We start from the raw sequence: 22909 nt of genomic DNA, 5'->3' as shown, positions 1-22909 counted from the left end.
CCCCCCATGCCCGTCTTCGGCCCGCGCCTGCCCCGTATCGTCTTCCGTCGCCTCGACGGCATCGTGCTGCTCGACAAGCCGATCGGCATGAGTTCCAACGCGGCGCTGCAGGCGGCGCGGCGGCTGTTCCGTGCGGAGAAGGGCGGTCACACCGGCAGCCTGGATCCGCTCGCCACCGGCCTGCTGCCGCTGTGCTTCGGCGAGGCGACCAAGCTGGCCGGGCTGCTGCTCGGGTCGGCCAAGGCCTACGAAGCGGAGGTCGTGCTCGGCGTCACCACCGACAGCGACGATGCCGAGGGCGCGGTGCTGCGCACCCGACCGGTGCCGCCGCTGGACGCAGCGACCCTGGAGGCGGCGCTGGCACCGCTGCGCGGGCGTATCCGCCAGCGTGCGCCGATCTACTCGGCGCTCAAGCAGGGCGGCGAGCCGCTGTACGTCAAGGCGCGCCGCGGCGAGGCGATCGAGGCGCCGGAGCGCGAGGTCGAGGTGCATGCGATCGACGTGCTCGCCCACGCCGGCGACCGCCTGCGTCTGCACGTGGCCTGCGGATCCGGCACCTATATCCGCAGCCTGGCCCGCGACCTGGGCGAGGCGCTGGGTTGCGGCGCGCATATCGCCGCGCTGCGGCGGCTGTGGGTGGAGCCGTTCCGGACACCGCAGATGGTCACCCTGGAGCGCCTGCAACACCTGGCCGCGCAGGATCCGGCGGCATTGGACGCGCTGGTGCTGCCGCTGGACGCCGGGCTGGCCGATTTCCCGCCGCTGCGCCTGGAGCATGCTGCGGCGCAGCGCTTCCGCATGGGCCAGCGCCTGCGCGATCCGGCCTGGGCGCCCGGCCTGGCGGCGGTGTTCGACGCCGACGGCGTCCCGCTGGGCCTGGGCCAGGTGGATGCGAGCGGGCTGCTGGCGCCGCAGCGCATGTTCAATCCGTGACCGCGCGGCGGTCGCGCGAGGTGTTACCTGACTGTCGTTCAGTCATGACGCGGTCTTAACGCCTTGTTCCTCCTGGCCGAGGCCGGTACAATTTCGCGGCCTTTCCGGCACGCTGCGCTCCGGCGCAATCCTTCGCAATCGGCGAGCCAGGCGGTGCGTCCTCTGCACGTTCCTGCCGGCCCCGCATCTCAGAGAAAAACCTCATGTCCATCGACACCCAGAAAGTCATCGAAGAAAACAAGCGCGGCGCTGCCGACACCGGTTCGCCGGAAGTCCAGGTCGCCCTGCTGACCGCCCGCATCGAACTGCTGACCGGCCACTTCAAGACCCACAAGAAGGATCACCACAGCCGCCGCGGCCTGCTGCAGATGGTCAACCGCCGCCGCAGCCTGCTCGACTATCTGAAGAAGAAGGATGGCGAGCGCTACAAGGCGCTGATCGAGAAGCTCGGCCTGCGTCGCTGAGTCAACGAACCCCACCGCGGCGCAGCGATGCGCCGCGGTTTTGTTTTGGGTAGTACCGTGGCCCGGGGATCGCTCCGCGCCACCGGCCGGATCCTCCCGGCCACCCGCCAGCGGCATGGGCCGTCAGCGGTCCATTTGCAGACAGCATCATCCAAGGAAACCCCGTGGCAAAAATCACCAAAACCTTCCAGTACGGCAAGCACACCGTCACCCTCGAAACCGGCGAGATCGCCCGCCAGGCCGGCGGTGCCGTCATCGTCAAGATGGACGACACCGTACTGCTGGTCACCGCCGTCGCCGCCAAGAGCGCGCGCGAAGGTCAGGACTTCTTCCCGCTGACGGTCGACTATCAGGAGAAGTTCTACGCCGGCGGCCGCATCCCCGGCGGCTTCTTCAAGCGCGAGGGCCGTGCGACCGAGAAGGAGACGCTGATTTCGCGTCTGATCGACCGTCCGATCCGTCCGCTGTTCCCGGAGGATTACAAGAACGAAGTGCAGATCATCGCCACGGTGATGTCGATGAACCCGGACATCGACGGCGACATCGCCGCGCTGATCGGCGCCTCGGCCGCCCTGTCGCTGGCCGGCACCCCGTTCAAGGGCCCGATCGGCGCCGCCAAGGTTGGCTACAAGAACGGCGAATACATCCTCAACCCGACCGTGTCGGACCTGAAGGAGTCGCAGCTGGAGCTGGTCGTCGCCGGTACCGCCAACGCGGTGCTGATGGTCGAGTCCGAAGCCGCGCTGCTGTCGGAAGAAGTGATGCTGGGCGCGGTCACCTTCGGCCACCGCGAGATGCAGAAGGTCATCAACGCGATCAACGAGCTGACCGTCGAAGCCGGCACCAAGCCGTCCGACTGGGTCGCCCCGGCCAAGAACGAGGCCATGATCGCCGCGCTGAAGGAAGCCGTCGGCGAGCAGCTGGCCGCCGCGTTCCAGGTGCGCGACAAGCTGCAGCGCCGCGACGCCATCGCCGCGATCAAGAAGGACGTGCTGGCGCAGCTGGCGCCGCGCGCCACCGCCGAGAACTGGGTCGCTGCCGACCTGGCCAAGGAATTCGGCGAGCTGGAATACCAGACCATGCGCGGTTCGGTGCTGAGCACCAAGGTGCGCATCGACGGCCGTGCGCTGGACACCGTGCGCCCGATCAGCGTGCAGGCCGGCGTGCTGCCGCGTACCCACGGCTCGGCGCTGTTCACCCGCGGCGAGACCCAGGCGATCGTGGTCACCACGCTGGGCACCGCACGCGACGGCCAGGTGATCGACGCGGTCTCCGGCGAGTACAAGGAAAACTTCCTGTTCCATTACAACTTCCCCCCCTACTCGGTGGGCGAGTGCGGCCGCTTCGGCGCGCCCAAGCGTCGCGAAATCGGCCACGGCCGCCTCGCCAAGCGCGGCGTGCTGGCGGTGATGCCGACCATGGAAGAGTTCCCGTACACCATCCGCGTGGTCTCGGAAATCACCGAATCCAACGGCTCCTCGTCGATGGCCTCGGTCTGCGGTTCGTCGCTGGCGCTGATGGACGCCGGCGTGCCGGTGAAGGCGCCGGTGGCCGGTATCGCCATGGGCCTGGTGAAGGAAGGCAACGACTTCGTGGTGCTGTCGGACATCCTGGGCGATGAAGATCACCTGGGCGACATGGACTTCAAGGTCGCCGGTACCGCCGACGGCGTGTCCGCGCTGCAGATGGACATCAAGATCGAAGGCATCACCGAAGAGATCATGAAGCAGGCCCTGGCGCAGGCCAAGGCCGGCCGCCTGCACATCCTCGGCGAGATGGCCAGCGCGCTGACCACTCCGCGTGCGGAGCTGAGCGACTACGCGCCGCGCCTGCTGACGATCAAGATCCACCCGGACAAGATCCGCGAAGTGATCGGCAAGGGCGGTTCGACCATCCAGGCGATCACCAAGGAAACCGGCACCCAGATCGACATCCAGGACGACGGCACCATCGTCATCGCCTCGGTCAATGCGATCGCCGCGCAGGCCGCCAAGTCGCGCATCGAGCAGATCACCTCGGACGTCGAGCCGGGCCGCATCTACGAAGGCAAGGTCGCCAAGATCATGGACTTCGGCGCGTTCGTGACGATCCTGCCGGGCAAGGACGGCCTGGTGCACGTCTCGCAGATCTCCAGCGAGCGCGTGGAGAAGGTCGGCGACAAGCTGAAGGAAGGCGACGTGGTCAAGGTCAAGGTGCTGGAAGTCGACAAGCAGGGCCGCATCCGCCTGTCGATGAAGGCCGTGGAAGAAGGCGAGGGCGCGTCGGCCGAATAAGCCGCACGCTGCCAGCGTCGTTCCAGGAAAAAGCGGGCTTCGGCCCGCTTTTTTCTTGCCTGGCGTTTGCGTAGCCGCGACGCAGCGTCAACGGTGACGTCCTGTCGCGGCTGGCGCCGCTCCTGCACAGGATGACGGAGCATTTGGCCCGCGACTTGGCCGAGGCTGCCAGCGATCGCTGGAGAGCATCTGCAGATGCGCTGACAGCGGCCCAGGGTCGGCGAGGCTGGGGCGCGCGCGTCCGTAGCGCACGCTTTCGCAGGAGCGGCTTCAGCCGCGACCAGGCCGGCATGGCGATCTTGGGAATGCCTGGGGGGATGATCCCGAACCGGGGACCAGCGCCGCGCCTGCGGTGGGCGTTCTCAGCCGCTGCTGCCGTCTTCGATCGCCGGATAGCGCGCCAGATGCGCCGACAGCGGCCCGGGATGGGCCAGCTGGTAGCCCTGGCCGTAGCGCGCGCCCAGCGCCTGCAGTGTCGCCAGTTCGCTCTCGGTCTCGATGCCTTCGACGACCACGTCGGCATTGGTTTCCGCGGCGAAGGACAGGATCGCCAGCGCCAGCCGCTGCCGGCGCGGTTCGGCGTCGATGCCGCGGGTCAGGGTCAGGTCCAGCTTGATGATGTCCGGCGCAAGATGCAGCAGATGGCGCAGGCTGGCGAAGCCGGTACCGGCGTCGTCCAGGGCGATGCGCAGGCCCTGCCGCTGCAGCAGGCCGATGTGCTCGGACAGGCGTGGGTAATCCGGTGCCTGCAATTGCTCGGTGATTTCCAGCACGATCCGCGACAGGTCGTGGCCGTGCAGCAGCGCCTGCAGTTGCGGATGCAGCAGCGTCGGTGCGGACACGTTGATCGCCAGATACAGCGGCGCCGGCAACTGTGCCAGCAGCTCCAGCGCCTTGCGCGCGGCGGCCAGCTCCAGTTCCAGTCCCAGCCCGACCCGGCTGGCATCGTCGAACCAGCGCAGTGGCGGCAGCGCCGGATTGGCTGGAAAGCGCGACAGTGCCTCCACCCCGACGATGCGTTGCGATGCCAGTGCCAGCACTGGCTGGGTCACGATCTGCAGGCGCGTCTCGGCGATGGTTTCGCGGATGCGGGTGGCGATCGCCGCCTTCTCGCGAAATGCGTGTTTCTCCATGTCCTGGCGGCGCGCGATGTCGGTCTGCAGTGCGGCGCGGTCCATCGCCAGCGCCAGCGTCGCGCCGACCAGGGTCGCCAGCAATTCCAGCGTGCGCACGTCCTGTGCGCTGTAGGCGTTGGGGTGCGGCGCGAGGACCTTGAGCACGCCGATGCTGCGGTCGCCGTAGCGCAGCGGCACCACCAGCATCGAGCGCAAACCGATGCGCCGGCAGGCCGCGCGGTCCACGCGCGGATCGACTTCCGAATCGTCGCAGCGCAAGACCTCGCCGGTCCGCATGCACAGCCCCGACAGGCTGCCGTTGCTGGGCAGGCGCAGGCCGAGGTGGCGCTCGGCGACGCCGCTGGCCGACCAGTACAGCATGTCCTTGCCGTCGCACATCTCCACCACGGCGCCATTGGAGCGGGTCAGCTCCTGCGCGCGGCGGGTGACCACGTCGACCACCTGCAGCGGATCGCCGCCGGCCGCGGCGATTTCGCCCTGCGCCAGGATGATGCGCGACAGCAACGCCGCGTCGTCCTGGGTCGCGGCGGCGTGCTGGATGAGGTCCGAAATGTCGGATGCCTTGGCCATGTCCGCATCATGTGGCAGTGCGTCGGAGGACGGCAATCGCGCGGCGCGCGCTTCGCCCAGGCAGCGTGCGGAACTGATCGCTCCATCACGCTGCGCGCGTGTGCGTGCTCAGTCGCCAGCGCCACCCTTGCGCGGCTTGCCGTACAGGCTGCGCAACTCGTCCTTGGCCTGCTCCAGGATCTGGCGGCGCTGCGCCGGCAACTGGTCGCCGGCGCGATTGATGTAGAAGGTCAGCATCGACATGGCCGAGCGATACGGACCGGTGCGGCGGCGTGCGTGCAGGTCGGCCGACTGCTTGAGCGCGCGTGCGATCGCGGCCGGATCGTTGCCTTCGAACACGTTCGGCGCGACGCCGAGCGACTGTTGCGCGTCGCTGCCGCGGCGCTGGTTGAGGTCGGTGCTGGAGAGTGACGGGCTGCTCTGTGCCATTGGTGATGCTCCTTGGCGATGGCGGTGGAGAGGTACAACGCATGCGCAGTCCCACAGTGCAGGACCCGATGGCGGATGCCGCCGCCATCGCTGCCGCGCGCCGCGAGGCGACGGCAGTTCGACGTCGAAGGGAGACGGAGGCGGACGCGGCGCGAACGCGCGCCGCCGCGATCGCGTGTGCGGGTCGTGGAGCGTCCCGCGCGCGTGATGGGCGATGCCGTTGTTCGCTGGTGTTGCCGTGCCGCATTCCGTTCCCAGAGGCGAAGCTTGTGCGTGATGCGCAAACGCTAGGCCGGGATACGTGACGCCGTCGACAACATAACCGCGCTATGCGGAGCGAGTGGTAGACATTATGTCGTTCGATGAACGCTTAATGGAAAAACGCCTAAAAACAGGGCTCGCGCGAGGTTGCGCTTGATTGCCTGGATAACGTCACCATTTTCATTGCCGAGAAAATGGCGCAAGACATCCAGCTGGACAATCCGCACAGTCGGCATCGTCGGCGCGCCCCAGGTTGGTTGCGACGCTGACACCAGGAGATCGCATGTCGTTGGCGCAGGCGCGCTTCCATCCCGCCGTTGCACGCTGGTTCGAGCAACGTTTCGCGGCGCCCACGCCGGCGCAGGCGGCGGCGTGGCCGGCGATCCAGGCCGGACGGCATACGCTGGTCGCCGCGCCGACCGGCTCGGGCAAGACCCTGACGGCATTTTTGGCTGCGCTGGATGCGCTGGTCCGCGAAGGCCTGCGTGAAGGCGGCCTGCAGGACCGTACCCAGGTGTTGTACGTGTCGCCACTGAAAGCGCTTTCAAACGACATCCAGCTCAATCTCGAGGCGCCGCTGCAGGGCATTCGCGCCGAACTGGCGGCGCTGGGTTTGCCGGATGTGTCCATTCGCACCGCGGTACGCACCGGCGACACCCCACAGCGCGAGCGCGCGCAGGCGCGGCGGCGCCCGCCGCATGTGCTGGTGACCACGCCGGAGTCGCTGTACGTGCTGCTCGGCTCGGTGTCCGGGCGCGAGACGCTGCGCCACGTGCGCACGGTGATCGTCGACGAGATCCATGCGCTGGCGGCGAACAAGCGCGGCAGCCATCTGGCGCTGTCGCTGCAGCGCCTGCAGCAGCTGTGCGAGGCGCCGCCGCTGCGCATCGGCCTGTCGGCGACGCAGAAGCCGATCGAGGCGGTTGCGCGGTTCCTGGTCGGCAGCGCCGCGGTGCACGACGGCGTTGCCGACTGCGCCATCGTCGACATCGGCTATGCGCGTGCCCGCGACCTGGCGCTGGAGGTGCCGCCGACGCCGCTCAGCGTGACCATGTCCGCCGACCAGTGGCAGCAGGCGTATACGCGCCTGGCCGAGTTGGTGCGCGCGCACCGCACCACTCTGGTGTTCGTCAACACCCGGCGCATGGCCGAGCGCACCGCGCGGCACCTGGGCGAACTGCTCGGCACGCAGGCGGTGGCGGCGCATCACGGCAGCCTGGCGCGCGAGACCCGGCTGCTCGCCGAGCGCCGGCTCAAGGCCGGCGAGCTGCAGGTGCTGGTGGCCACCGCCTCGCTGGAACTGGGCCTGGACATCGGCGACGTCGACCTGGTCTGCCAGCTCGGCTCGCCGCGTTCGATCGCCGCGTTCCTGCAGCGCGCCGGCCGCTCCGGGCACGCGGTGGGCGGCACGCCGAAGGCGCGCTTGTTTCCGCAGTCGCGCGACGACCTGGTCGAGTGCGCGGCCTTGCTGGATTGCGTGCGCCGCGGCGAACTGGATGCGCTGCGCATGCTCGATGCGCCGCTGGACGTGCTCGCCCAGCAGCTCGTCGCCGAGGTGGCCTGCCAGGAGTGGGAGGAAGACGCGCTGTACGCGCTGGTGCGTGGCGCCTGGCCGTATGCGGCGTTGCCGCGCGCGCAGTTCGACGCGGTGCTGCGCATGCTCAGCGAAGGCTTCAGCACGCGGCTGGGGCCGCGCGCCGGCTACCTGCATCGCGATGCGGTGCATCGCCGCGTGCGCCAGCGCCGATGTGCGCGGATGGCGGCGCTCACCTCCGGCGGCACCATCCCCGAGACCGGCGACTACAGCGTGGTGCTGGAGCCGCAGGCGCAGACCATCGGCACGGTCAACGAGGATTTCGCGGTGGAGAGCCTGGGCGGCGACGTGTTCCAGCTCGGCAACGCCAGCTACCGCATCCTGCGCGTGGAAGCGGGGCGGGTACGGGTGGAGGACGCGCGCGGCGCACCGCCCAACATCCCGTTCTGGATCGGCGAGGCGCCCGGGCGCAGCGACGCGTTGTCGCTGGGCGTGTCGCGGCTGCGGGCCGAAGTCGCGCAGGCGCTGGAGCAGGGCGGCGCGGCGCAGGCGCTGCAGTGGCTGTGCGGCCCGCTGGCGCTGGACGCCGCCGCCGCGCAGCAGATCGTCGATTATCTGAGCCGCGCGCATGCGGCGCTGGGCGCCTTGCCGACCCAGCAGTGCATCGTGCTGGAACGCTTCTTCGATGCCACCGGCGGCACCCAGCTGGTGATCCACAGCGTCTACGGCAGCCGCATCAACCGCGCCTGGGGCCTGGCCCTGCGCAAGCGCTTCTGCCGCACCTTCAATTTCGAGCTGCAGGCGGCCGCGACCGAGGACGCGATCGTGCTGTCGCTGTCGACCCGGCACAGCTTCGCCCTGGACGAGGTGGCGCGCTATCTGCGCGCCGCGTCTGCGCTGGACGTGCTGGTACAGGCGCTGCTGGACGCGCCGCTGTTCGGCGTGCGCTGGCGCTGGAACGCCACCAATGCGCTGGCGCTGCCGCGCTTCACCGGCGGGCGCAAGGTCGCGCCGCAACTGCAGCGGATGAAGTCCGAGGATCTGCTGGCCACGGTGTTTCCCGACCAGGTGGCCTGCGCGGAGAACCTGGTCGGCGAGCGCGAGATTCCCGAGCACCCGCTGGTGGCGCAGACCCTGCGCGACTGCCTGGACGAGGCGATGGACAGCGACGGCTGGCTGCAGCTGCTGCGCGGCATCGAGGCCGGCGAGGTGCGCGTGCTGGCGCGCGAGCTGACCGCCCCCTCGCCGCTGGCGGCCGAGGCGCTGGATGCGCGGCCTTATGCCTTTCTCGACGACGCGCCGCTGGAAGAGCGGCGCACCCAGGCGGTGCACAGTCGCCGCTACCAGGATCCGCACAGCGCCGACGAGCTCGGCCAGTTGGACCCGCAGGCGATCGACGCGGTGCGCGAGGAGGCCTGGCCGCAGCCGCGCAGCCGCGACGAGATGCACGAGGCGCTGCTCACGCTCGGGGTGGTGAGCGTGGACGAGGCCGCCGCGCAGCCGCAGTGGCGGCAGTGGTTGGATGAACTGGCCGCCGAGGCGCGCGCTACCTGCCTGCACGGCGTCGACGGCGCCGCGGGGGCGTTGTGGGTGACGGCCGAAGCGCAGGCGGCGGTGGCGCCGCTGTACCCGCAGGCCAGCGCGCGGCCGGCCATCGCCAGTCCCCAGGGCTACGCGGTGGCCGACTGGGACCGCGACAGCGCGCTGCGCGAGTTGCTGCGCTGGCGACTGGCAGGCCTGGGGCCGGTCACTGCGGCCACGCTGGCCGCGCCGCTGCACCTGCCGCTGCGCGAGGTGCAGGCCGGGCTGCTCGCGCTGCAGCAGGACGGCTATGTGCTCGGTGGTCGGTTCAGTGTCGACGCCGATGTCGAGGAGTGGTGCGAGCGGCACCTGCTGGCACGCATCCACCGCTACACCCTTGGCCGCCTGCGCCGCGAGATCGAGCCGGTGGCGCCGCGCGACTACGCGCGCTTCTTGTTCCGTTGGCAGCATCTGGACGCACAGGGCCAGGTGGAGGGGGCCGAAGCGCTGGCCGCGGTGCTGGCGCAACTGGAGGGCGTGGAGGCCGCGGCGCCGCTGTGGGAGGCGGAACTGTTGCCGGCGCGGGTGCGCGACTACCGCCCGGCCTGGCTGGACGAGGCCTGCAGTGCCGGCCGCACGCTGTGGACGCGGTTGCGCCCCGGCGCCGGCGGCGCCGCGCCGACGCTGCGCAGCACGCCGATCCTGCTGTTGCCGCGGCGCAGCGCCGGGCAGTGGTCGCGGCTGTCGCCAGTGCCGGAGGCCGATGCGCTCGGCTCGCGCGCGCGCAAGGTCGCCGACCATCTCGCGGCGCATGGCGCCTCGTTCTTCGACGAGATCGCCGCGGCCACCCGCCTGCTCTCCACCGAACTGGAGACGGCGCTGGCCGAGCTGGTCGCCGCCGGTCGGGTCCACTGCGACAGCTACGCCGGCCTGCGCGCCCTGCTGGTGCCGCCCTCGAAGCGTCCCTCGGCGCTGTCGCGGCGGCGGCCGCGCATGGCGCTGTACGGCGGCATCCAGGACGCCGGACGCTGGGCGGTACTGCGTGCCGACACGGAGGCCGACGACCCGGCCGCACGCAGCGAGGCGGTCGAGCACGTCGCGCGGACCCTGCTGCGCCGCTACGGCGTGGTCTGCTGGCGCCTGCTCGAGCGTGAGGCGGCCTCGCTGCCGCCGTGGCGCGAACTGCTGCGGGTCTACCAGCGCCTGGAGGCGCGTGGCGAGATCCGCGGCGGGCGCTTCATCGATGGCCTGTCCGGCGAACAGTTCGCCCTGCCGGAGGCGATCGGTCTGCTGCGGCAACTGCGCCGCCAGCCTGGCGACGGCACCTGGGTGTGCGTGGCCGCCGCCGATCCGGCCAATCTGCTCGGCAGCGTGCTCCCGGGCACGCGGCTGCCACGCGTGGCGGGCGCGCGCGTGCTGTACCGCGACGGCGTGCCGATGGCGAGCTGGGTCGGCGAGCGTTTCGAGGCGCTGCAGGAGCTCGATGCCGAGGAACGCGTGCGCGCGCAGCGCTTGTTGCGCGGAGCCACCGCGGCGGAACGACGCACGGTCGCGGCGCTGCCGATGGTGTGAAGACGCGGCGCCATGCACGCGCTTGCGCACTGCGAGGGCGGGCATATCGGCGACGCTTTCACATTCTGTCTACAAATTAAAGGGGTTGGTATCCCACTTCGCCTTCGGTGCAAAACCGGGGTCATCTGCCATTGCAGAACAACTGCGGCATCCGCGCCGCAGACGCCCAGGCGCTTTCTTCACACGCGTCGAGTGCTGCGCCGCAATGCCCGTTGCGCATTCATGCAACGTCGCCGCAGCGCTTGCGCTATGCGGAATTCCGCAGTTTTCACGCGATTTAAAGGCGCTGTCGATGACGCCGATAGCCCTCACGCACAGACGTTGCGGCGCAGCGTCCTCGCTCTCCTCAGAGCGAGTGTGTCCACTCCGCGAGGCGCTGCGGAAGACGGCCGGAGGCGCTCACTGGCGCAACCGGACGCACACAAAGAATCGGGGTACACCATGTTGGGCAATATGAAAATCGGAGTCAGGCTGACGGCGGCGTTCCTGATCGTGGCGGCGATCGGCGCCTGCATCGGCTGGGTCGGCATCCGCAACTCGGGCCGGATCAACGACTACGCCACGGTGCTGTACGAGCGCGAGCTGCTCGGCCTGTCGCACCTGAAAGAGGCCAACATCAATCTGATCAACGCCGGCCGCTCGCGCGCCAACCTGCAGTTGGCCAGTACGGCGGAGGATCGCGCCAAGCACATCGCCAGTCTCGACAAGTACACCGCCAAGGTGGTCGAGCACATGGACAAGGCCAGGACCTCGTTCGACGACCCGGCCACGCTGGCCAAGCTGGCCCGCTTCGACCAGGTGTGGAAGATCTACCTGGAGCGGCGCGGCCAGTTCGTCGACTCGGTGATGCGCGAGCCGCTGCCGCAGGGCAATGCGCAGCTGGCGGACCTGTCGAAGGGCGTGCGCAGCAGCTCCGACGAACTAGATGCGCTGATGTCCGAACTCAGCGAAACCAAGGAAGCCAACGCGGCGCGTGCCAACGACGCCACCGACGCGATCTATGCCAGCAGCACCCGCACCATGCTGGCCATCGTGATCGGCGGCGTGCTGCTCGGCGTGGGCCTGGGCGTGTTCATCAGCCGCAGCGTGACCCGGCCGATCGGCAAGGCGGTCAGCGTGGCCAATGCGCTGTCCGAGGGCGACCTGAGCATGTCGATCGAGGTGCGCGGTCGCGACGAAACCGCGCAGTTGCTGATGGCGATGCAGCGCATGGTCGAGAAGCTGCAGCAGGTTGTCGGCGAGGTCAACGCCAGTGCGCAGAGCCTGGCCGGTGCGTCGGAAGAAGTCAGCGCCACCGCGCAGTCGCTGAGCCAGGCCTCGACCGAACAGGCCGCCGGCGTGGAAGAGACCAGCGCCTCGCTGGAGCAGATGACCGCCTCGATCGCGCAGAACACCGACAACGCCAGGATCACCGACGGCATGGCCGCGCAGGCGGCGCGGGAAACCCTGGAGGGCGGCGAGGCGGTGGTTGCCACGGTCGCGGCGATGAAGCAGATCGCGCAGAAGATCGGCATCATCGACGACATCGCCTACCAGACCAACCTGCTGGCATTGAACGCGGCGATCGAGGCTGCGCGCGCCGGCGAGCACGGCAAGGGCTTCGCCGTGGTCGCCGCGGAAGTGCGCAAGCTGGCCGAGCGCAGCCAGGTGGCCGCGCAGGAGATCGGCGAGGTCGCCGGTTCCAGCGTGGAACTGGCGGAGAAGGCCGGTCAGCTGCTGGAGACCATCGTGCCCAGCATCAAGAAGACCTCGGACCTGGTGCAGGAGATCGCTGCCGCCTCGCAGGAGCAGTCGTCCGGCGTCACCCAGATCAATGCGGCGGTGGTGCAGCTGAGTCAGATCACCCAGCAGAACGCGACCGCCTCCGAAGAGCTGGCGGCCACCGCCGAATCGATGAGCACGCAGGCCGTGCAGTTGCAGGACAGCATGGCGTTCTTCCAGTTGTCCGCCGGCACGCGCCGCGCCACGCACGCGCTGGACGACGGCGAGGCGGTGGCGCCGCTGCGTGCGGCTGGCTCGCGCTGGGCGCCGCGTGCGCCATCCGTCGCCGCGCGCCGTTCCGTTGCAGGCAATCGCGACCGCAGCGAAGCGCTGCTGGGCCGCGCCTGATCCATTCCCTGGCGGCGCCTGCCGCGCCGCCAGTTCCGTGTCGCTGTCGTTGTCACAACTGCCCATTGCCGGGAGAGTGCCGTGCTGAAGAATCTCAAAATCGCAACCAAGCTCTACGGCGGCTTCGCCGTGGTCCTGTGCATCCTGCTGGCCCTGGCCGGCGTGGCCTACTTCAACGTGTCTGCGTTGTCGCAGGCCAATTACTGGAACACACACACCTACAAGGTGATCGCCGAAGTCGATGCCGCGCTCAGCAGCCTGATCAACATCGAGACCGGTACGCGCGGCTTCTCGCTGACCGGCGAGGACGCGTTCCTGCAGCCCTACCGCGACGGCGTCGCCAGCTTCGACAGCCACCTGCGCACGGCGCAGGAGCTGACCGCCGACAACCCCAAGCAGCAGGAGCGCCTGAACGCGCTGAAGCAGACCCAGGCGCAATGGCTCAGCCAGGCGGTGCATCCGCAGATCGCGCTGCGCAAGAACGTCAACGATGGCCAGGCGACGATGGAGGCGCTGACCGCTGCGGTGCGTGCTTCCAAGGGCAAGGCCTACATGGACGCGATGCGCGATCGCATGGCCGAAGTGCGTCGCGCCGAGAGCGAGTTGCTCGCTGCGCGCGCCACCGAGGCCGAGCAGTTGCAGCAGCGCACCAACCTGACCCTGATCGTCGGCAGCCTGGTCGCGGCACTGTGTGCCTCGTTGATCGGTTTCCTGATCGCGCGGTCGCTGATGAGCGAACTCGGCGGCGAGCCGAGCACGGTGATGGAAGTGGCCTCGCGGATCGCGCGCGGCGATCTCACCGTGCAGGTGCCGACCCGCGCCAACGACAGCACCAGCGCCATGGTGGCGCTGCAGGCGATGGTCGAGCGACTGGCGGAGGTGGTGGGCGAGGTCAATGCCAGCGCGCAGTCGCTGGCCGGTTCCTCCGAGGAAGTCAGGGCCACCGCGCAGTCGCTGAGCCAGGCTGCCACCGAGCAGGCTGCGGGGGTGGAGGAGACCAGCGCCTCGCTGGAGCAGATGACCGCGTCCATCGCGCAGAACACCGACAACGCCAAGGTCACCGAGGGCATGTCGGCGCAGGCGGCGAAGGAGGCGGTGGAAGGTGGCGAAGCGGTACTGGCCTCGACCCACGCGATGAAGCAGATCGCGCAGAAGATCGGCATCATCGACGACATCGCCTACCAGACCAACCTGCTGGCGCTGAACGCGGCGATCGAGGCCGCGCGCGCTGGCGAGCACGGCAAGGGTTTTGCGGTGGTGGCGGCGGAAGTGCGCAAGCTGGCCGAGCGCAGCCAGGTGGCCGCGCAGGAAATTGGCGAAGTCGCCGCCAGCAGCGTGGGCCTGGCCGATCGCGCCGGCAACCTGCTCGGCACCATCGTGCCCAGCATCAAGAAGACCTCGGATCTGGTGCAGGAAATCGCCTCGGCCTCGCAGGAGCAGTCCTCCGGCGTCACCCAGATCAACCTGGCGGTGTCCCAGCTCAGCCAGACCACACAGCAGAATGCGGCGGCCTCCGAGCAACTGGCGGCCACCGCCGAACAGATGAGCACCCAGGCCGAATCGCTGCAGCAGGCGATGGGATTCTTCCGCCTCAGCCGCGAACAGGACCTGGCCGCGCCGCGCCGTGCCGCGCCGGTGGCGCCGAGGCCGGCCGCCACCCGGCCGCTGCGCAACGCCGGCAAGGCACTGCGCCCGCGTGCGCGCCCGGTGCCGGCCTACGCGCTGGCGGATGCGCCGGACGAAGGCCAGTTCGTCAACTTCTGAAGGGGAACACCATGCACAACGATCGCTACGAGAGCGCGGCCGAGCACGCGCCGCAGGGTGGCTGGCAGTTCCTGACCTTTCAGCTGGACCGCGAACTGTTCGGGCTCAACATCGCCGGCATCCACGAGATCATCGAGTACCGTCCGCCCACCCCGGTGCCGACCATGCCGGCCTGCGTGCGCGGGGTGATCAACCTGCGCGGCGCGGTGGTGCCGGTGGTGGACCTGCAGTCGCGGCTCGGCCGCGGGCCCAGCGAGGTCACCCGGCGCAGCTGCATCGTCATCGCCAGCGCCGCCACCGACGAGGGCGGTGGCGCGCAGTCCTTCGGCCTGCTGGTGGATGCGGTCAACGAGGTGCTGGAATTGCCGCCGCAGCAGATCGAGGCGCCGCCGGCCTTCGGCAGCGATATCCGCCGCGACCTGCTGCAGGGCATGGGCAAGCTGGAGGATCGGCTGGTGATCCTGCTGGACCGCGCGCGGCTGCTGCGCAGCGACGACATCGCCGAGGCCGGCGCACCGGCGCTGGCGGCGTGACGTCAGGTAGGCCGTGATCCATGCATCACGGCGGCCTCGCTAGGGTGGCGGCGAACGGGCATCCGCCCCAGCGAGGTGCAGACCATGGCAAACGACGAGACCACCCAGTCCGGCAAGCAGCAGGGCATCCACGAGGGCCGGCAGGACCGTGCCCAGGACGACACCGCCAAGCAGCGGCCGGGCCTGGAAGACCAGAAGCTGCGCGAGGCGCACGAGCGTGGCCCGCGTTCCGGCCAGGATGAGCCGGGGCAGGACGGGCACGACTGAGCGATGCGGCGGGAAGGATCGGAGTGCATCCCGCTTCCCGTTCCGTCAGGACGACGGCCAAGGACTGCGTGGCGCGCCAGCGGACGGCGCACCCCGCGCGATCGAGCGCGACCAGGCCCAAGATCGGCCAACAAAAAAGGCCAGAGAGCCTGGTGGCTGTCTGACCTCGTTTGCACCGTCGAAGACGGCAAGATGGTGGAGCGGAAGGGGATCGAACCCTCGACCTTCGCATTGCGAACGCGACGCTCTCCCAGCTGAGCTACCGCCCCACATCAGACGCGTAGTGTAACTGGGCACGGGGCCGCGTGCCAAGGGGGCAGTGCAACATCGGCGGCGCCGGGGCAGGGGACCGGTCGGGCCGGAAAACGTGTTCGCCTTTTGTCTACAGCGCTCGCATGGAGTCGATATACTCGACGGCCGAAATCCCCCGCGGTGATTTCGTTCCGGACGAAATATACCGTCCGCTTCACACCTTTTACTAAAGACAGGTCTTTTACACATGACGGAAGTTCGCAACTTGCAACAGATCGCCGAAGCCAAGGCCAAGCTGCAGGAAGAAATGCGCAAGCTGGAAGAGCAGGAGCGGCAGGCGCGCGAGGGCGAAACCAATGCGGCGCATGCCAACGTGCTGTCGCTGCTGGAGCAGTTCGCCGAGTTCTTCAGCGCCAAGCAGCGCAACGAGATCGCCGCCTACGTGACCAGCGCAGCGCCCAAGCCGGCCAGCAGCAAGTCCGCCGGCGGCCGCAGCGAGGTCAAGCCGAAGTACCAGTTGCCGCACACCGGCGAAACCTGGTCCGGCCGCGGTCGTACGCCGAAGGCGTTCGCCGCCTGGGAAGGCACCGCCGCCTACAACGAATGGAAGGCGCGCCATCCGGATCTGAAGTTCCCGCTCTTCAAGTATTGAGCGAACGAAGAAAGGCCAGGAATTCCTGGCCTTTTTTTATGCCCGATCGTTGACCCGATCGCGCTGCGCGGACGAGGCGGCGCGATCGGCCCGGCCGCGCCCGCTCAGCGCGTGGCCGCCAGCAGCGGCTGCAGCCGTGGTTCCAGTTCGCGCCGGCGCCAGCCCGCCAGCGGCGCCGGCCATTGCGCGCTTTCCAGCAGGGCTTCCAGGTGCTTGCGCGAGGCCAGCAGGCCGTCGGGCAGGCCGAGTTCGGCGCTGCGCGCGGCCACCGCGTCCTGCAGCCGCTTCAGCGCGGCCTTGTTGTCGTCGCTGGCGGCCAGCGCCTGCGGGGCGTCGGTTTCGTCGGCCAGTGGGGTGGTCAGCGCCTGCCACACCGCATCGCTGAGCTTGCGCGGCGCCTTGGGGTGTTTGTCGAACAGCGCCAGCATGGCCGGTTGGTCCTGCGGCGGGAAGCGCGCCAGGGTGGCGGCCAGTTCGTTGTCCAGGATCCAGCTGCGCGGTTTGTCGTTGTGCCGCGCCTGCGCGTCGCGCCAGCGCAACAGGCGCAGCAGGCGCAGTTGCGCGGGGCGGTCCATGAACTGCGCCGAGCGCATGCCCAGGTGCGGCCAGCGTTCGCCGTCGTCGTGCTCGACGGTGCCGAGCAGGCGTTCGCCGTCCTCGTGCAGCCAGTCGCCGCGCTCAAGGGTCTGCAACCGCGCCTGCAGGTTGTCGTGCAGCGCGAACAGATGGCGCACGTCGTCGGCGGCGTACTCCAGCTGCGCCGGCGACAGCGGGCGGCGCAGCCAGTCCGAGCGGGTCTCGCCCTTGGCCAGGTGCACGCCGGTGATCTCCAGCACCAGCTTCTGGTAGCCCATGCCGGCGCCGAGCCCGGCCAGGCCGGCGGCGATCTGGGTATCGAACAGCGGCCGCGGCAGGGTGCCGCAGGCGCACTTGAAGGCGACCAGGTCTTCGCTGGCGCTGTGCATGATCTTGAGGATGTCCGGGTCGCTCAGCCACGGCGCCAGCACCTGCGGCATGCCCGGGATCAGCGGATCGATCAGCAGAATCTCGTCGCCCACCGCCATCTGCACCAGCGCCAGTTGCGGCCAGTAGGTCCGTTCGCGGACGAATTCGGTATCCAGGCCGATGCGGGCCGGTCGCTGCGCCAGCCGTTCGCTCAGCTCGGCGGGTTGCTTGATCCAGTAAGGCACGTGATTTCCGTTGACTGCAGGGTTTGCTCAGGCAGGCGAGAATAGCCTAACGTCGCTCCGCCGGCCGCACGGCGCGCCGGACGGGATGGCGTCGCAAGGTCCATGGTTCGGAGGAAAAGTGCGCAGCAGCGGCGTTGTGATGGTCTGGAGCATGCTTGCGGCAGCGCTGGCCGGCTGTGCGCGGCAGCCGTCGGCGCCGGCCGCCGAGACCGCGCCTGCGACCGCCGCTGCCACCGCCACCGCTACGACGCAGTCGGCGCCGGCCAAGCCGGTGCAGGCGCCCAGCGTGACCATCGGCGGCGAGGATGCGGCCGAGACCGTGGCGCGCTGGCAGCCGCCGTTGCCGACCCTGACACGCAGCGGCCTGCCGCAGGCGCGGCGCCAGGCGGCGCGCGCGCTGGCCGAGGATCGCCTGTTCGAGGATGCGCAGTCGGCGATTCCGCTGTACCTGGCGATCCGCAGCCTGGCGCCGAACGATCGCGTTGCCCAGGACGGCCTGCGCAAGGCGCGGCGGCGCCTGTTGCAGCTCGGCGCGCAGGTGCTGGGCGATCCGGATCTTTCCGAACGCACGCTCGAGCAGGCCGCGCGCATCGCGATGGTGGCGCTGTGGCTGGATGCCGATGACCCGGCGGTGCGGCGCCTGCAGCAGCGGGTGGAGACCGCATCGCGGGTGCTGGCCTACAACCGCGCCGGCGAGGACGACCTGCGCGGCGGCCGCCTGGGCGAGGACGGCAACGGCGCCCTGGCCAATTTCCGTGAGGCGTTGCTGCTGGATGCGGACGATGCGCGCGCGCGGCAGGGCGTGGCGGCGGTGGAAAGCGCGCTGATCCGTCGCGCTGAGACGGCCGCGGCGGCCTCGGATTTCGCCGCCGCCGGCAGTTGGCTGGCGCGCGCGGCGCGGGTGCGCGAGGACGCGCCCACGGTGCACGACGCGCGCGAGCGCGTGGAGCAGGTGCGGGTGGCGCGCATCGCCGCCTTGCGCGATGCCGGCCTGCGCGATCTGGCCACCCCGGCCGGATTGAAGTCGGCGCGCGAGCGCCTGGGCGACGTGCTGCGCATCGCCGATCCCGGCGACCCGGTGGCGGCGATGCTGCGCGAACGCATCGACCTGGCCACCCACTACGGCAGCTTCCGCCCCGGCCAGGTGTTCACCGACGGCATGCACGACGGCGGGCGCGGCCCGCAGATGATCGTGGTGCCGCACGGCGGCTTCCGCATGGGCGCGGCCGAGACCGAGCCCGGCGCTTCGCCGGCGGAGATGCCGCAGCACTACGTGCGCTTCGACCGCGGTTTCGCCATGTCGATCACCGAGGTCACCGTGGCCGAGTTCCGCCGTTTCGTGGAGGCGACCAATGCGCGTCCGCGCGCCACCCGCCGCGGCCATTCCACCGTCTACGACGAACGCAGCGGCAACTTCGTGCGCCGCAACGGCGTGGACTGGCAGTCCGATTACCAGGGCGCGCGGGCGGCGCCGAACAGCCCGGTGATGCACGTCAGCGTGCGCGACGCCGAGGCCTATGCGGCCTGGCTGTCGCAGCAGACCGGGCGGCATTACCGGCTGCCCAGCGAGGCCGAGTTCGAATACGCCCTGCGCGCCGGTGGCCGCGGCCGCTATCCCTGGGGCAACGCCGGCACGCCGCCGCGCGGCAGCGGCAACTTCACCGGCGGCGGCGACGTCTCGCCCAGCGGGCGGCACTGGCGCAATGCCTTCGTCGGCTACACCGACGGCTTCTGGGGCCCGGCCCCGGTCGCCAGTTTTTCCGCCAACGCCTGGGGCCTGCACGACATGGCCGGCAACCTCAGCGAGTGGGTCGCCGACTGCTGGCACGCCAGCTATCGCCGCGCGCCGGCCGACGGCGCGGCCTGGTACAACCCGGGCTGCCGCTCGCGGGTGGTGCGCGGCGGCAACTGGGCCAATGCGCCGGAGCAGACGCGCGCGGCCTGGCGGCTGATGCAGGATTCGGACAGCACCAGCGCACGCGTCGGCTTCCGCCTGGTGCGCGGCATTTGACGCCGCCGCGCCGGTGCCGGCGCTAGATTGCCTCACCAGTCAGCGAGGGGGAGTGCGATGAACCAAGTCTTCGGCCGCCAGGGCGGCGAACCGGGCGGCGGCCGCCGTGGACCGCTGGGCGGGGTGCGCTGGCTGGTACTGCTGGGCTTTGCCGTGTATGCCGGGTTCTACTGGTTCTCCAACCGCAGCGAGGATCCGTACACCGGCGAGCAGGTGCTGATCGATCGCTCGTTGAATGTGGAGGACGAGAAGGCGCTGGGTCTGCAGGCGTACCAGGAGATCCTGGCGCAGGAACATCCGGTCGATCCGCAGTCGCAGGTGGCGCAGCAGGTGCGTGCGATCGCGCAGCGGCTGATCGCCAAGGTCGACGTGGTCGAGGACGCGCTGGCCGCCGAGCACGGCATGCAGGCCAAGCATTACGCGCGCGGCTTCGACTGGGACGTCAACGTGATCGAGTCCGACCAGGCCAATGCGTTCTGCCTGCCCGGCGGCAAGATGGCGGTCTACACCGGGCTGCTGCCGGTGGCCAAGAACGCCGACGCGATGGCGGTGGTGATGGGCCACGAGATCGCGCATGCGCTGCTGCGGCATGGCGCGCAGCGCATGGCCCAGCAGAAGCTGACCCAGATCGGGCAGATGGCCGGCGCCGCCGGTGGCCTGGATCCGCAACAGCAGCAGATGGCGATGGCGGCGATGGGCTATGGCTACCTGCTGCCGTACGCGCGCAGCCACGAGACCCAGGCCGACGAAGTGGGCCTGATGCTGGCCGCGGCGGCCTGTTTCGACCCGCGCGAGGCGGTGCCGCTGTGGGAGCGGATGAGCGCCAGCAGTGGCGGCCAGGCGCCGCCGGAGTTCGCCTCCACCCATCCCAATCCGGGCACCCGCATCCAGAACCTGCAGGCGCTGATGCCCAAGGCGCTGGAGTACCGGCAGCGCTTCTGCGAGTCCGCGCGTGGTGCTTCGCAGTAAGCGCTGCCGTCGCCGCACGCGTTGGCTGCCTTGTCGCTGAACGCCGCGCGCTTATCCACGCTCGCGTGCACGGCGGCGGGCGCATGATGCGCTCCACACCATCGGGAGCACTGCCATGAAACGCCTGCTGCTGTCCTCCCTCGTCGCCACGGCCGTGCTGGCCGGCTGCGCCACCAACCGGCTCAGCGACGACGAGCGTCTGACCCTGTACCGCGCCCACGCCGGTGCGCCGGTGCGCGACTTCCAGTACTTCAACCGGCTCAGTGGCTGGACCGCACTCGGCGACAGCGCGTTGGCGGTGTGGACGCGCCCGAACCAGGCCTATCTGCTGGAATTCGCCGGCACCTGCCAGGACCTGGATTTCGCCCCCAGCATCGCTATCACCCATTTCGGCAGCCAGGTCTCGGCGAAGTTCGACGACGTGCTGGTGCTCGGCGGCGGCCCCGCCGCGATTCGCCTGCCGTGCCGCATCGACAGCATCCGCCCGCTCGACGTCAAGGCGCTGCGAACCTCGGAGAAGGAACTGCGCGAGGCCAAGGTGCAGGAGCGGGCGCAGCAGGCGCCTGGGAGCTGACGCAGTGCCGGGATTTGGGATTCGCGAGGCGGTGCGCGCGGTGGTGCGGCTAGGGTGATGTCGCGCTGTCGCTTGCTGGTGCAGCCTGTTGCGTCAGGTGCACTGCAAGGTGCTGTGCGGCACGCCCTTATGGCCCCGGGGCGCACGCTTCAGCCGCGACGGGTATTACCGGTAAGGCCGTGTCGCGGCTGAAGACGCTCCTGGAGGTCGGGTGAGGTGCGACGAACGCAGGCGCTTGGCGGTGTCTGAGCGTCGGTACGTGGGAGTGACGCGACGACGCGGTGGTGCTCAGGAGGCCTGGTCGGGCGCCACGTAGCCGTCGGGCTTGTCGGCGCCACCCTGGAACAGGAACTTCTCCAACTCCGTTTCCAGGAACGCGCGGTGCTTGGGATCGCGCGGCGACAGCCGGTTCTCGTTGATCAGCATGGTCTGGTGCGCCAGCCAGGCTTGCCAGCCGGCCTTGCCGATGTGCGCGAACACGCGCTTGCCGAGCTCGCCGGGATACGGCACGTAGTCGAGCCCTTCGGTGTCGCGTTGCTGGTACTGGCAGAAGACGGTGCGGGACATGTCAATTCCTGGCGGTGCGTACGGCGGCGCGCGCTGGCGCGCTAGAGGCCGACGAGCAGTTTGCGGATCGGTGCGGGCAGGCCCAGCGTCGACAGGTCGGCGCGCGCCACCCAGCGCAGGTCGTCATTGTCGCCCAGCGCATCGCCCATGGCGACCTTGCGCAGGCGCAGTGGCTGCAGGTGCAGGCGGTAATGGCTGAAGGTGTGCACGATCGGCGGCAGCGCTTCGGCGTCGTCGTAGGCGCGCCCGCGCATCCAGCGCGCGTACCAGGCGCGCAGCTCGCTGTCGGTGTCGGCCTGCGGCAGGGTCCACAGCGAGGCCCAGATGCCGGTCGGCGGCCGCCGCTGCAGCAGCAATTCGCCGGCGGCGTTCTCCAGCAGCAGCGCCAGCGCCTCGCGCTCGGGCAGGGTCTTGCCCGGCTTGGGCGTTGGCAGCGCCTCGACCAGGCCGTCGCGGCGCGCCACGCAGTCGTCCTGCAGCGGGCACAGCACGCAGGCCGGGTTGGCGCGGGTGCACAGGGTGGCGCCGAAATCCATCTGCGCCTGCGTGTAGTCGGCCATGCGCCCGTCCGGCACGGCGGCCACGTGGTCGTGCGCGAGCGCCCACAGCGGCTTTTCCACCGCCGGCAGGCCGGGGTAGCCGGCGATGCCGTGGTAGCGGGTCAGCACGCGCTTGACGTTGCCGTCGAGGATCGGGAAGCGGTCGTTCCAGGCCTGGCTGAGGATCGCGCCGGCGGTGCTGCGGCCGATGCCGGGCAGCGCGTGCAGTGCCTCGAAATCGCGCGGCAGGTCGCCATCGTGCAGTTCCACGCAGCGCTTGGCGGCGGCATGCAGGTTGCGCGCACGGGCGTAGTAGCCCAGCCCGGCCCATTGCGCCATCACCGCGTCGTTGTCGGCGGCGGCCAGGTCGGGCAGGGTCGGGAAGTGCTGCAGGAAGCGCAGGAAATAGGGGATGACCACCGCCACCTGGGTCTGCTGCAGCATGATCTCCGACAGCCACACCCGGTACGGACTGCGCGGATGCTGCCAGGGCAGGTCATGCCGCCCGTGGCGGTCGAACCAGGCGAGCAGGCGGGTAGGGAAGGTGTCAGAGGGCTGGCGCATGCTGGCTTCAAAGTTCCTTCTCCCCTCGGGAGAAGGTGCCCCGAAGGGGCGGATGAGGGTACGGGCGAAGCCTCGCATCGTCAGATCCAGGCGAGCGCTGCGCGCTCCGTACCCTCACCCCCAACCCCCCCCCCGGGGGGGAGGGGGTTTTGCTCTTTCCTTTCCCCCCCGGGGGAAGGGGCCCCCAAGGGGGGGGTGGGGTGCAGGCGCGGCACCCACACCGTC

Annotated in this window: 17 protein-coding genes and 1 tRNA gene; 12 read left to right on the top strand and 6 right to left on the bottom strand. The window is 69.9% G+C overall.

What is annotated here, in order from left to right:
• The first annotated feature begins 6 nt into the window (after positions 1 to 6).
• The 3 genes from truB (at position 7) to pnp (ending at position 3670) form a co-directional block, all read left to right on the top strand.
• A complete protein-coding gene (gene truB, locus CEK69_RS19595) occupies positions 7 to 933 on the top strand; it encodes a tRNA pseudouridine(55) synthase TruB (protein WP_152247476.1) in 927 nt (308 codons plus the stop codon).
• A 203-nt stretch (positions 934 to 1136) separates the two neighbouring features.
• Positions 1137 to 1397, top strand: coding sequence for a 30S ribosomal protein S15 (rpsO, locus tag CEK69_RS19590; RefSeq protein WP_003467392.1), 261 nt, complete (start codon positions 1137 to 1139; stop codon positions 1395 to 1397).
• A gap of 164 nt (positions 1398 to 1561) precedes the next feature.
• Positions 1562 to 3670 carry a polyribonucleotide nucleotidyltransferase gene (gene pnp, locus CEK69_RS19585; RefSeq protein ID WP_043092562.1) on the top strand — a complete coding sequence of 703 codons (2109 nt, stop codon included), beginning with the start codon at positions 1562 to 1564 and terminating at the stop codon, positions 3668 to 3670.
• Positions 3671 to 4032: 362 nt separating this feature from the next.
• Here the strand turns inward: pnp and CEK69_RS19580 are convergent, their stop codons facing one another.
• A complete protein-coding gene (locus CEK69_RS19580) occupies positions 4033 to 5376 on the bottom strand; it encodes an EAL domain-containing protein (protein ID WP_152247474.1) in 1344 nt (447 codons plus the stop codon).
• Between the two features lie 108 nt (positions 5377 to 5484).
• Entirely contained in the window at positions 5485 to 5805 is a 321-nt protein-coding gene (locus CEK69_RS19575) for a DUF3175 domain-containing protein (protein ID WP_017907565.1), read from the bottom strand.
• Positions 5806 to 6349: 544 nt separating this feature from the next.
• Here CEK69_RS19575 and CEK69_RS19570 point away from each other — a divergent pair.
• The 5 genes from CEK69_RS19570 (at position 6350) to CEK69_RS19550 (ending at position 15366) form a co-directional block, all read left to right on the top strand.
• Positions 6350 to 10693 carry a DEAD/DEAH box helicase gene (locus CEK69_RS19570; RefSeq protein WP_152247472.1) on the top strand — a complete coding sequence of 1448 codons (4344 nt, stop codon included), beginning with the start codon at positions 6350 to 6352 and terminating at the stop codon, positions 10691 to 10693.
• 441 nt (positions 10694 to 11134) lie between these two features.
• Complete coding sequence (locus tag CEK69_RS19565; protein WP_152247470.1) at positions 11135 to 12802, top strand: methyl-accepting chemotaxis protein; 1668 nt, start codon at positions 11135 to 11137, stop codon at positions 12800 to 12802.
• Between the two features lie 81 nt (positions 12803 to 12883).
• Positions 12884 to 14566 carry a CHASE3 domain-containing protein gene (locus tag CEK69_RS19560; protein ID WP_152247468.1) on the top strand — a complete coding sequence of 561 codons (1683 nt, stop codon included), beginning with the start codon at positions 12884 to 12886 and terminating at the stop codon, positions 14564 to 14566.
• An 11-nt stretch (positions 14567 to 14577) separates the two neighbouring features.
• The gene (locus tag CEK69_RS19555; protein ID WP_017907720.1) at positions 14578 to 15099 is read left to right on the top strand and encodes a chemotaxis protein CheW; all 522 of its coding nucleotides are present in this window, start codon (positions 14578 to 14580) and stop codon (positions 15097 to 15099) included.
• Between the two features lie 84 nt (positions 15100 to 15183).
• On the top strand, positions 15184 to 15366 hold the full coding sequence (locus CEK69_RS19550; RefSeq protein WP_017913346.1) for a hypothetical protein: 183 nt from the start codon (positions 15184 to 15186) through the stop codon (positions 15364 to 15366).
• 193 nt (positions 15367 to 15559) lie between these two features.
• On the opposite strand, the gene CEK69_RS19545 is transcribed toward CEK69_RS19550, so the two are convergent.
• Positions 15560 to 15635 (bottom strand) — tRNA-Ala (locus CEK69_RS19545).
• A 230-nt stretch (positions 15636 to 15865) separates the two neighbouring features.
• Between CEK69_RS19545 and CEK69_RS19540 the strand changes: the two genes are divergently transcribed.
• The gene (locus tag CEK69_RS19540) at positions 15866 to 16270 is read left to right on the top strand and encodes an H-NS family nucleoid-associated regulatory protein (RefSeq protein ID WP_010344215.1); all 405 of its coding nucleotides are present in this window, start codon (positions 15866 to 15868) and stop codon (positions 16268 to 16270) included.
• Positions 16271 to 16374: 104 nt separating this feature from the next.
• Here the strand turns inward: CEK69_RS19540 and rnd are convergent, their stop codons facing one another.
• Positions 16375 to 17460 carry a ribonuclease D gene (gene rnd / locus CEK69_RS19535; protein ID WP_152247466.1) on the bottom strand — a complete coding sequence of 362 codons (1086 nt, stop codon included), beginning with the start codon at positions 17458 to 17460 and terminating at the stop codon, positions 16375 to 16377.
• 151 nt (positions 17461 to 17611) lie between these two features.
• On the opposite strand from rnd, the gene CEK69_RS19530 reads away from it, so the two are divergent.
• The 3 genes from CEK69_RS19530 to CEK69_RS19520 all read left to right on the top strand — a co-directional run bounded on the left by CEK69_RS19530 (position 17612) and on the right by CEK69_RS19520 (position 21014).
• Complete coding sequence (locus CEK69_RS19530) at positions 17612 to 19471, top strand: formylglycine-generating enzyme family protein (RefSeq protein ID WP_152247464.1); 1860 nt, start codon at positions 17612 to 17614, stop codon at positions 19469 to 19471.
• A 57-nt stretch (positions 19472 to 19528) separates the two neighbouring features.
• Entirely contained in the window at positions 19529 to 20440 is a 912-nt protein-coding gene (locus CEK69_RS19525; RefSeq protein ID WP_017909672.1) for a M48 family metallopeptidase, read from the top strand.
• 115 nt (positions 20441 to 20555) lie between these two features.
• Positions 20556 to 21014: a DUF6491 family protein gene (locus CEK69_RS19520; protein WP_017909671.1), complete on the top strand. Its 459-nt coding sequence runs from the start codon at positions 20556 to 20558 to the stop codon at positions 21012 to 21014.
• 288 nt (positions 21015 to 21302) lie between these two features.
• Here the strand turns inward: CEK69_RS19520 and CEK69_RS19515 are convergent, their stop codons facing one another.
• Positions 21303 to 21581: an oxidative damage protection protein gene (locus CEK69_RS19515; RefSeq protein ID WP_017909670.1), complete on the bottom strand. Its 279-nt coding sequence runs from the start codon at positions 21579 to 21581 to the stop codon at positions 21303 to 21305.
• A 41-nt stretch (positions 21582 to 21622) separates the two neighbouring features.
• On the bottom strand, positions 21623 to 22684 hold the full coding sequence (mutY, locus tag CEK69_RS19510) for an A/G-specific adenine glycosylase (protein ID WP_017909669.1): 1062 nt from the start codon (positions 22682 to 22684) through the stop codon (positions 21623 to 21625).
• Positions 22685 to 22909 lie beyond the last annotated feature (225 nt).

Origin of the sequence: Xanthomonas sp. LMG 12462, assembly GCF_009192885.1 — a bacterium.
In the GTDB taxonomy this organism is placed as follows: Bacteria; Pseudomonadota; Gammaproteobacteria; order Xanthomonadales; family Xanthomonadaceae; genus Xanthomonas_A; species Xanthomonas_A sontii.
Note: the sequence above shows the minus strand (reverse complement) of the source record. Positions and strands in the feature narration are given on the sequence as shown.

What these genes read in the sequence shown, in the direction of transcription:
- truB (WP_152247476.1), top strand. Translation starts at nt 7, where the DNA reads ATGCCCGTCTTCGGCCCGCGCCTGCCCCGTATCGTCTTCCGTCGCCTC.
- rpsO (WP_003467392.1), top strand. Translation starts at nt 1,137, where the DNA reads ATGTCCATCGACACCCAGAAAGTCATCGAAGAAAACAAGCGCGGCGCT.
- CEK69_RS19580 (WP_152247474.1), bottom strand. Translation starts at nt 5,376, where the DNA reads ATGGCCAAGGCATCCGACATTTCGGACCTCATCCAGCACGCCGCCGCG.
- CEK69_RS19575 (WP_017907565.1), bottom strand. Translation starts at nt 5,805, where the DNA reads ATGGCACAGAGCAGCCCGTCACTCTCCAGCACCGACCTCAACCAGCGC.
- CEK69_RS19570 (WP_152247472.1), top strand. Translation starts at nt 6,350, where the DNA reads ATGTCGTTGGCGCAGGCGCGCTTCCATCCCGCCGTTGCACGCTGGTTC.
- CEK69_RS19565 (WP_152247470.1), top strand. Translation starts at nt 11,135, where the DNA reads ATGTTGGGCAATATGAAAATCGGAGTCAGGCTGACGGCGGCGTTCCTG.
- CEK69_RS19555 (WP_017907720.1), top strand. Translation starts at nt 14,578, where the DNA reads ATGCACAACGATCGCTACGAGAGCGCGGCCGAGCACGCGCCGCAGGGT.
- CEK69_RS19550 (WP_017913346.1), top strand. Translation starts at nt 15,184, where the DNA reads ATGGCAAACGACGAGACCACCCAGTCCGGCAAGCAGCAGGGCATCCAC.
- CEK69_RS19540 (WP_010344215.1), top strand. Translation starts at nt 15,866, where the DNA reads ATGACGGAAGTTCGCAACTTGCAACAGATCGCCGAAGCCAAGGCCAAG.
- CEK69_RS19530 (WP_152247464.1), top strand. Translation starts at nt 17,612, where the DNA reads ATGCTTGCGGCAGCGCTGGCCGGCTGTGCGCGGCAGCCGTCGGCGCCG.
- CEK69_RS19525 (WP_017909672.1), top strand. Translation starts at nt 19,529, where the DNA reads ATGAACCAAGTCTTCGGCCGCCAGGGCGGCGAACCGGGCGGCGGCCGC.
- CEK69_RS19520 (WP_017909671.1), top strand. Translation starts at nt 20,556, where the DNA reads ATGAAACGCCTGCTGCTGTCCTCCCTCGTCGCCACGGCCGTGCTGGCC.
- CEK69_RS19515 (WP_017909670.1), bottom strand. Translation starts at nt 21,581, where the DNA reads ATGTCCCGCACCGTCTTCTGCCAGTACCAGCAACGCGACACCGAAGGG.
- mutY (WP_017909669.1), bottom strand. Translation starts at nt 22,684, where the DNA reads ATGCGCCAGCCCTCTGACACCTTCCCTACCCGCCTGCTCGCCTGGTTC.